The sequence below is a fragment of the Paracoccus sp. MC1854 genome, from assembly GCF_014164635.1.
In the GTDB taxonomy this organism is placed as follows: domain Bacteria; phylum Pseudomonadota; class Alphaproteobacteria; order Rhodobacterales; family Rhodobacteraceae; genus Paracoccus.
Map to the genome: position 1 here is coordinate 252,169 of NZ_JACJFU010000002.1, position 8,276 is coordinate 260,444.

At 66.6% G+C, this 8,276-nt stretch carries 6 protein-coding genes and 1 pseudogene; 2 read left to right on the plus strand and 5 right to left on the minus strand.

Annotated features, from left to right (window positions below; all coding sequences use genetic code 11):
* The first annotated feature begins 49 nt into the window (after positions 1–49).
* Positions 50–2,974 carry an FAD-binding and (Fe-S)-binding domain-containing protein gene (locus H5395_RS03270; RefSeq protein WP_182791092.1) on the plus strand — a complete coding sequence of 975 codons (2,925 nt, stop codon included), beginning with the start codon at positions 50–52 and terminating at the stop codon, positions 2,972–2,974.
* Positions 2,975–3,218: 244 nt separating this feature from the next.
* Here the strand turns inward: H5395_RS03270 and H5395_RS03275 are convergent, their stop codons facing one another.
* From H5395_RS03275 to H5395_RS18745, 5 genes are all read right to left on the minus strand, one after another.
* Positions 3,219–4,376: a radical SAM protein gene (locus tag H5395_RS03275; RefSeq protein WP_182791093.1), complete on the minus strand. Its 1,158-nt coding sequence runs from the start codon at positions 4,374–4,376 to the stop codon at positions 3,219–3,221.
* A gap of 236 nt (positions 4,377–4,612) precedes the next feature.
* A complete protein-coding gene (locus H5395_RS03280; RefSeq protein ID WP_182791094.1) occupies positions 4,613–4,822 on the minus strand; it encodes a hypothetical protein in 210 nt (69 codons plus the stop codon).
* A 22-nt stretch (positions 4,823–4,844) separates the two neighbouring features.
* On the minus strand, positions 4,845–5,012 hold the full coding sequence (locus H5395_RS03285; RefSeq protein ID WP_182791095.1) for a hypothetical protein: 168 nt from the start codon (positions 5,010–5,012) through the stop codon (positions 4,845–4,847).
* A gap of 38 nt (positions 5,013–5,050) precedes the next feature.
* Complete coding sequence (locus H5395_RS03290) at positions 5,051–6,610, minus strand: peptidase domain-containing ABC transporter (RefSeq protein WP_234450770.1); 1,560 nt, start codon at positions 6,608–6,610, stop codon at positions 5,051–5,053.
* 26 nt (positions 6,611–6,636) lie between these two features.
* Positions 6,637–6,831 carry a hypothetical protein gene (locus H5395_RS18745; RefSeq protein WP_255440492.1) on the minus strand — a complete coding sequence of 65 codons (195 nt, stop codon included), beginning with the start codon at positions 6,829–6,831 and terminating at the stop codon, positions 6,637–6,639.
* A gap of 871 nt (positions 6,832–7,702) precedes the next feature.
* Between H5395_RS18745 and H5395_RS03295 the strand changes: the two are divergent.
* Positions 7,703–8,276: pseudogene (locus tag H5395_RS03295) on the plus strand (transposase); the annotation flags it as partial.

Genomic DNA, 8,276 nt, shown 5'->3' on the forward strand with positions numbered 1-8,276 from the left:
ATGCGTCGTCTAACTTTCCCGCACCCCACCAGCAGGAAGGCACCGGCAGATGAACGCATCCACCAAGCCCCGCACCCCTCCGGCCGCCCGCAGCCAAGCGTTTCAGACGGCGCTGGCCAAGGCGCTGGAAGGCGAGGTCCGCTTCGACGCCTTCACCCGCGGGCGCTATGCGACGGATGCCTCGATCTACCAGATCATGCCCCGCGCCGTGGCCTTTCCCCGGCACGAGGCCGACATCGCCGCCGCGTTGCAGGTCGCGGGCGAGCATGGGGTGCCGGTCATTGCGCGAGGCGGCGGCACCTCGCAGAACGGCCAGCCGATCGGGGACGGGCTGATCCTCGACATGTCGCGCCATTTCAGCGGCATCACCGCCTATGACCCGCAGGCCCGCACGGTCCATGTCCGCCCCGGCACCGTGCTGACCACGCTGAACGACCATCTCCGCAAGGACGGGCTGTTCTTCCCGGTCGAGCCCTCGACCGCCTCGCGCTGCACCATCGGGGGGATGGCCGGGAACAACTCGTCCGGGGCACGCTCGCTGCGCTTCGGCAAGATGGTGGACAACGTGCTGGCCATTGACGGGATGCTGCCGGACGGCGAGGACTTTTCCCTCGGGGACGCGCCGCTGACCGCCCTCCCCCCCCGCGCCCGCGGGATCATGGAGCGGCTGACGGCACTCGCCCGCGAACATCGCGCGGATATCGAGACGATCTTTCCCAAGGTCCAGCGCCGCGTCGGCGGCTACAACCTTGACGAGCTACTGCCGGAAAACCCGAACTACTCGCACCTGCTGGTGGGTTCCGAAGGCACGCTGGCGCTGACCACCGGCGTCACGCTGAAGCTGTCGGCGCTGCCGAAGCATCGCGTCATGGGCGTCTGCCATTTCCCCACCTTCCGCGGCGCGATGGAGACGACGCAGCACATTGTCGCGCTCGACCCGGTCGCGGTCGAACTGGTGGACAACAACGTGCTGGTGCTGGGCGCCGACATCCCCCTGTTCGTCCGCACGCTGAGCGACATCACCCGCGGCAAGCCCAACTGCCTGCTGCTGGTCGAATTCGCGGGCGACGACCTCGACGGGCTGAAACGCGACCTGAAACGGCTTGACCAGTGCATGGCCGACCATGGCTTCCCCGACGCGGTGGTCGAGGTGATCGAGCCGGCCCGCCAGAAACCCGTCTGGGACGTGCGCGAGGCCTGCCTGAACATCATGATGTCGATGAAGGGCGACGGGAAACCAGTCTCCTTCATCGAGGATTGCGCCGTCCCGCTGGAACACCTGGCCGATTACACCGACGCCGTGACCGAGGTCTTCAGCAGGCACGGCACTGTCGGGACATGGTATGCCCATGCCTCTGTCGGCTGCCTGCATGTCCGTCCGATCCTGAACATGAAGACCGAAGACAGCGCGCGGAAGATGCGCGCCATCGCCGAGGAGACGGCCGATCTGGTGCGCCGCTACAAGGGATCGTTCTCGGGCGAGCATGGGGACGGCATCTCGCGGTCGGAATTCGTGGAACCGCTGTTCGGCGCCAAGCTGACCCGCGCCTTCGAGCAGGTGAAGGACAGCTTCGACCCGGAAAACCGGCTGAATCCGGGTAAGATCGTTCGTCCGCTGAAGATGGACGACCGCAACCTGATGCGTTTTCAGCCCGGCTATGCGGCGACGCAGCCGCAGAAGACGGCGCTCGACTGGTCGGAATGGGGCGGCTTCGGTGGCGCGGTCGAGATGTGCAACAACAACGGCACCTGCCGGAAGCTGGCGGGCGGGACCATGTGCCCGTCCTACCGCGCGACGCGCGAGGAACAGCACCTGACGCGCGGCCGGGCAAACTCGCTGCGGCTGGCGATCTCGGGGCAGTTGGGGCCGGACGCCTTCACCTCGGCCGAGATGAAGGAAACGCTGGATCTTTGCGTTTCGTGCAAGGGCTGCAAGCGCGACTGCCCCACGGGCGTGGACATGGCGCGGATGAAGATCGAGTTCCTGCACCATTACCACAAGAAACACGGGCTTCCCCTGCGCGAACGGCTGATCGCCAACCTGCCGCGCCTTGCCCATCGTGCGAACCGCCTCGCGCCCGCCCTGAACCTGCGCGACCGGCTTCCTTTCGTGGCAAAGCTTTCGGAACGGATGCTGGGCGTTTCCGCGAAACGCAGCCTGCCAAAATGGGGCAAACCGTGGAAGGAGGCGCGTCCCGTGGCCCGGCCCGAGGATGTCGTGGGCGACGGGCTGGATCTCGTCCTCTTCGGCGACACCTTCAACCGCTATTTCGAGCGTGGTAACCTCGAGGCCGCCGAGCAGGTGCTGATCGCCGCGGGCTACCGCCTGCACCGGGTCCAGCCCGCGGGCAGCACAAGGCCCATGTGCTGCGGGCGGACATGGCTCGCCTCGGGGCAGACCGACGAGGCGCGGGCCGAGGTCCGCCGCTCGGCCGAGGCGCTCAGGCCCTTCGTGGAACGGGGCGCGCGGGTCGTGGGGCTGGAGCCGTCCTGCATCCTGACCTTCCGCGACGAGATGACGGCGCTGCTGCCGGCGTCCGAGACCGGCTTCCTCGACGGGCAGGCGCTCTTGTTCGAGGAGGTGCTGGCCGCCGACCTCAAGGCGGGCCGCATCAGCCTGCCGCTGGCCGACCAAGGGGGGCGCGTCGCCCATCTGCACGGGCATTGCCACCAGAAGGCCTTCGACGTGATGGGCCCGGTCGAAACTGTCCTGCGCGCCGTGCCGGGGCTGGAACTGAGGGTAATCGAAAGCTCCTGCTGCGGGATGTCGGGGGCCTTCGGCTATGCAACCGAGAACCACGAGGTGTCGATGAAGATGGCCGAGCTGTCGCTTCTGCCCGCCGTCCGCAAGGCCGGGCCGGACGACCTGATCGTGGCCGACGGCACCAGTTGCCGCCACCAGATCCAGGACGGCGCGGACAGGCAGGCCATCCATGTCGCGCAGGTGCTGGACCGGGCGCTGATCCGGGGGTGACCCTGCCCCTGCACCCTGCCGAGGGGATCTGAACCTTCCGGCAGGGTGTGAAAGCCGGGACGTGCCGGGGAACAGGACGGCTCCGGCAGGGTGCCGGAACATGGGACCGCGGAACAGGATCACAGCAGGCGCATTTCCCGGCTCGAAGGTTCGGCTGCCCGAACTGGCAGGGCATCAGGTCTTCGAGACAGCTTCGGGGGCTGCGAGATCGTGCGCAGCGTGGCTGCGATATGGCTGGCTGGGTTCAGGTCAGCGCTTCTGCAGGTCGCGAGAGCAAGGCGATCTCGGCCCCGGCACCGTGACCTGCGACGAAGGCATCCGCTTGGTTCAGGGCAATCTCTCGTTCATTCGTCCCATCTCGGGCGTCATGGCGCGTTTCTGCCAGGTTGCTCGCACGGCAGCTACGCGGCCTTGAAAGGCGCTCCGCGATCTCCTCGGCGAGGATGCCGTGGCCCACGGCGTAGCGCGCAAGTTCAAGGTGCATCTCGTCCAGGGCGTCGCAGAAGACGCTCTCGCGGCTGAAGCCATGCGCGCGGCTGTAGCGGTTGAAGACGTCCCCGCCGCCGCAGACGCGCCGCCAGTCGCAGCCGCGCTGGGGAAGCTGGTCGATGCCCGTGACGATCCCCTGCCAGAGCGGGCTTTCGACGAAGTCGCCGAGGGTGGTGCCGAAGACACTCATGCCGGTTTCCTGGAAGCGCGGGTCCTGGCCCTTCAGGTTGTCGTCCGGCCCCAACTCGCCGTCGCTTGTCACGGTGATGACGTTGTGGCGGTTCGCGATCCATATGTCGCGCCATGCCGCGCCCCCGTCCGAGATCATGCCCTTCAGCGGCTCGGACAGGATCCGCATCGGCACGGTGGATGTCGCCGGATCGGTCCAATGCGGCACGAGCCGGCGCATGAAGCCGCGCCATTTCCCGGCGTCGATCTGCATCCGGGTGTCATGCCCCTCACGCGGCAGCAGGAAGCCGAGTTCCCCGATCAGGTGATCATAGATCTCTGCCGGGTCCTGATCGGGGTCGATGACGCAAACGCAGCCGGGCTGCGGTATCCTGCCTGCCCGGGCGGCCTCCTGCGCGATGCGAAGACCCTGCAGGACGCGGGCATGGCTGCCCCTGCCCTTCTTGTCGATCCAGGCGCGGTCGTTGACCGCCGCAGGCCCGTCAAGGCTGATGCCGATGCCGACCTTTTGCTTTTCGAAGAGATCGATCCATTCCGCGTCGATCAGCATGCCGTTGGTCTGCACGCCGAAGTAAAGCCTGGTCCGCTCGGGCGTCGCCGCCCGCAGGCGGATGCACATCGCATCGAAGGCGGGCTTCTTCATCAGCAGCGGATCGCCGCCGTGCAGGCCGAGGTAGATGTCGTCCAGTTCCAGTTCGCTGGCCCCGAACCAGGAACCCGGCAAGCGCGTCGATCGTCTCGGGCTTCATCACGGCCGAGTGGCGAAGCCATGTTTCGTCCCCTCCCGAAGAAGAAATAGGTGCAGGCCAGGTTGCAGCGTTCGGTGATCTTGGCGACGATGTCGATCGAGCGCTGCCGGCGGACTTGGGTCATCGGGATCTCTTTCGGAAAGCAAGCCTGCCGCAACAGGCGACGGTCTGGGGTAAAGGGCGCGGCATGAACCACACCCTCCCCGGCGCCTCAGCGCTGAACGGTGCAGTCGGTTCGAGAATCGTGGTTGGTTCCCGAGATGGTCGACATGTGGCTGGAACTTGAACTGTGCCTACAGCCACAACGCCCGCCCGAGACCTCGGAGAGATGCTCGTCGAGGAGTTGCGTGAGCGGAGCGGCCGGCTCGCCCGAGCCGGTGATGCCGCCGATCAGGCGGCCACAGGTGGAACGCGTGGTCATGTCCGTCTCTCCTGCCGGCGGCTTACCTGCACTGGGTGCGGCTGTCGTGGGTCTCGTTGCAGCCCGTCGAGATATGGGCGCAGCCCAATCCGGGGTTCGCCCCACCCGACATGCTGTCGAGATGCGCCTCGAGAAGCGGCGTCAGTTCGCCCTGCTTTCTGTCGGGGGCGATGCGCTTGATGACGTCCATGACGGTTTTCTCCTTCCGGTTGGTGGCCAGGCTGGTCGTTATTCCGCGGCCGTCACGAACGCCTCGCCCCGGACCTCGCCCAGGCTCACCACCCGGTCGGTGGCGGCGAGGGTCGAGGGGCGGTGCGCCACGACGATGCGGGTGATGTCGAGCCGACGGACGGCGGCGTTGATCGCGCGCTCGTTTTCCTCGTCGAGGATCAGGATGCCTGGGCGCGGGTAAAGTGCCCTGGCAAGAAACAGCCGCTGGCGCTGACCGCCGGAAAGCGCGCCTCCCATGTCGCCCACCAGGGTCTCGTAGCCCATGGGGAAGGCCTCGATCTCGTCATGGATCGCGGCCATCCGCGCTGCAGCGATAACCGCATCCCGGCCTGCCTCGGGATCGAAGCCGGCGATGTTGTCGGCGATGGAACCGGCAAACAGCCGGTCATCCTGCAGCACGCAGCCGATCCGGTCGCGGTAAGCCGCAAGCCCCCTCCGCCCGAGCGGGATGGCGTCGATCAGCATCTGCCCCTGCGTGGGACGCGCGAGGCCCGCGATAATCGCCAGAAGGGTGGATTTGCCCACCCCCGACGGGCCAGTGATGCCCAAGCATTCTCCGGCGCGGACATGAAGGGAGAAGTCCGACAGCACCTTGGGGTCGCCCGGCGCGTAGCGGAAGGAGACGTCATGCAGCTCCAGCGAAGCCGCCTTCCAGCCGATCCGCGCAGGAAGTGCTGTCGGCGGATCGGGTTCCTCGGTTTCGGCCAGCGCGATGTCGGCGATGCGTTCGCCGTGCAGCGACATCATCAGGAACTGCAGCGCCGTATCGACAAGCGCGTTCACCCGCGTGGCGAACTGGTCCTTGTAGGCGAGGAAGGCGACCAGGGTGCCCACCGTGAGGTCACCGGTCAGAATCGCCCGGGCGCAAAGCGTCATGACTAGGATGCGATCAAAGCCGAAGAGGCCCGAGCTTGCGGCCACGAAAGCGGCATCCATCTTCTGGACCCGCAGCTCGGCATTCACCCGGTCGATCAGGTGGTTGATCCAGGTGCCCCGGCGGCGCCCCTCAATGTTCATCGCCTTGACGCTGCCGATGCCGCGCACCGATTCCATAAAATGGGTGGTTTCCTGCGCCGCGTGCAGGATCGCCTCCTCGGACATCGCCCGATAGGCGCGGTACGAGGTCAGGCGTAGCGCGATATAGGCGCCGAGGCTGGCAATCGCGGTCCAGATGAGCCAGCCGCCATACAGCCACATGATCACCACCAGCGTGACCGACATGATGCCGTCGATGATCGACTGGATCGCCCGCGTCGTCAGGGTGCGCTGCATCGCGTCGGTCGAGCCGAAGCGCGAGACGACGTCACCGATGTGCCGCTTGGTGAAGAAGGCAAGCGGCAGGCGCACCATCTGGTCGAAGAGGCTGACCTTCCACTGCAGCGTCAGGCTGGTGCCGAGAATCATAGTTGCCCAGGCGCTTGCAAATCCCTGCGCGACCGGCGGCGCGAGAAGCAGGCGGAGCGCCAGCGCGATGATGGTGAGCAGGTCGACATTTGCCGCCGCCGCCACCTCGTCGAGGATCAGGGCAAAGCCGATCGGCAGGGCAATCACCGCCACCTCAAGCGCGAGGAAAATGGCGAGGATCAGCAGGACATGCGCGTAAGCCGGAACCAGGCCGCCGCCAGGATGAAGGTCGCCACCATGAAGGGCTGGGCGCGCCAGAAATCGGAGAACATCGTGATGGTGGCGATGACAAATAAGGCACTGAAGGTGCTCGCCAGCAGATACCGGGGGCCGTAGCGCATCCCGTATCCGAGCGTGATCCAGATCAGCACCATGAAGATCGGCAGCAGGATCCTGGCCCCATCGACAGGACAAAGGCCGTGCTGCCGTAGTCGTTGAGCATCGCCAGCGCCCGCCGCCGGTGCCGGACACCGGGATCGCGGCGGATGGCTGCAAAGAGCCAGGTCGAGACCAGAAAGAATATCCCCATCCACGCGGCGACAAGCGCCGCAACGCCTGGCGGCGGCAGATCAAGAACTAAGGGCAATGAGGATGTAGCCGGCTGCGGCACCTTCGATCCAGAAGCGAACGATCGCCTGGGCCAGTTCGGTGTCATTCGCCTCGTCCGCCCCGGAGCCTGATAGCAGGTGGTGCTCGCAGCGCGTACTAATTTAATCATTTAAATTCAGTGTCTTACTACTTTACGCCCGTATTCGGGCGGCCTGAAGGCTACCTTTTCTGAAAGCGCCGTCCAGCCGCCGCAGAAGCCAGCGGCCAAGGCCCTTGATCCATGAGAGCGTTGCGACCCCGACGGCACCGCGACGCATTGCATGACCTCGCGCCCGGGCGCATCCGCTGCAACCTCTGCATGGCTGCGATCCACGGAGGCGCACCCAACCTGCAGACCGGCGTTGTGGTCTCAGCGGACAACAGAGTGCATTCCCAGAGCCTGCTCGAATATCCCCGCATCCTTGCTGGCGAAATCGGGGACTCAGTTATCGGGAGGGTTACCGGCAAGTTGAGCTTGCGCAGTGGTGCCAGTGGAGGATCCCGAGAATGGCGTTCACTCACCTGCCCATGAGCAGGCTGCACGACACGTCCTCCACGTCTCATTCGCAAGGCTTCCTCTTCAGTTCTCCATGTGGTCCGCCCCCTGAAAGTGGTCCTCCCTGAAGCAGGCTTTCGAGCCGGATGGAGGCCGGCGGAATGTCCCGGAAGAAGCACGAACCCGAGGAGATCGTGGCCAGGCTCCGGCAGGTCGGCGTGTTGGTGTCGCGGGGCCGGTCGGTGGCCGGGGCGGTGCGCTCGATCGGCGTGACGCAGTTGACCTGCTCCCGGTGGCGCAAGGAGTTCGGCGGGCTGCAGAGCGATCGGGTCAAACGCCTGAAGGAGCGGGAGAAGGAGAACGGGCGGCTGCGGAAGGCCGTCTCCGGCCTGACGCCGGAGAAGCTGATCCTGCGTGGTGAGGCCTGTGGCCGAACGCCTCGGGCAACTTCCAGGCCCCGCGCGTCGCCGTGCCTGCATCGGGCAGGTCCGGCAGGAGTTCCGTGTCTCGGCGCGCCTCGCCTGCCGCGTGCCCGGCCCGCCTCGCTCGACCCGAGCCGGAAGGTGCCGCGCGGACGGGCCGATGAAGAGGCGCTGACTGCCGGCATCGTTGCGCTTGCCGCCCGGCAGGGGCGCTGCGGCCAGCGGCGGATCCCGGCCCTGCTCGGGCATGCCGGCCGGACGGGGAACGTGACGCGCGGCGAGGGGGCGAGGCCTGCGTCGCCGGCGGCGGGAG

Bases quoted from the DNA above. Each gene is read 5' to 3' on its own strand.
- H5395_RS03270 (WP_182791092.1), top strand. From the start codon at position 50: ATGAACGCATCCACCAAGCCCCGCACCCCTCCGGCCGCCCGCAGCCAA.
- H5395_RS03285 (WP_182791095.1), bottom strand. From the start codon at position 5,012: ATGGACGTCATCAAGCGCATCGCCCCCGACAGAAAGCAGGGCGAACTG.
- H5395_RS03280 (WP_182791094.1), bottom strand. From the start codon at position 4,822: ATGACCACGCGTTCCACCTGTGGCCGCCTGATCGGCGGCATCACCGGC.
- H5395_RS18745 (WP_255440492.1), bottom strand. From the start codon at position 6,831: ATGGTGCTGATCTGGATCACGCTCGGATACGGGATGCGCTACGGCCCC.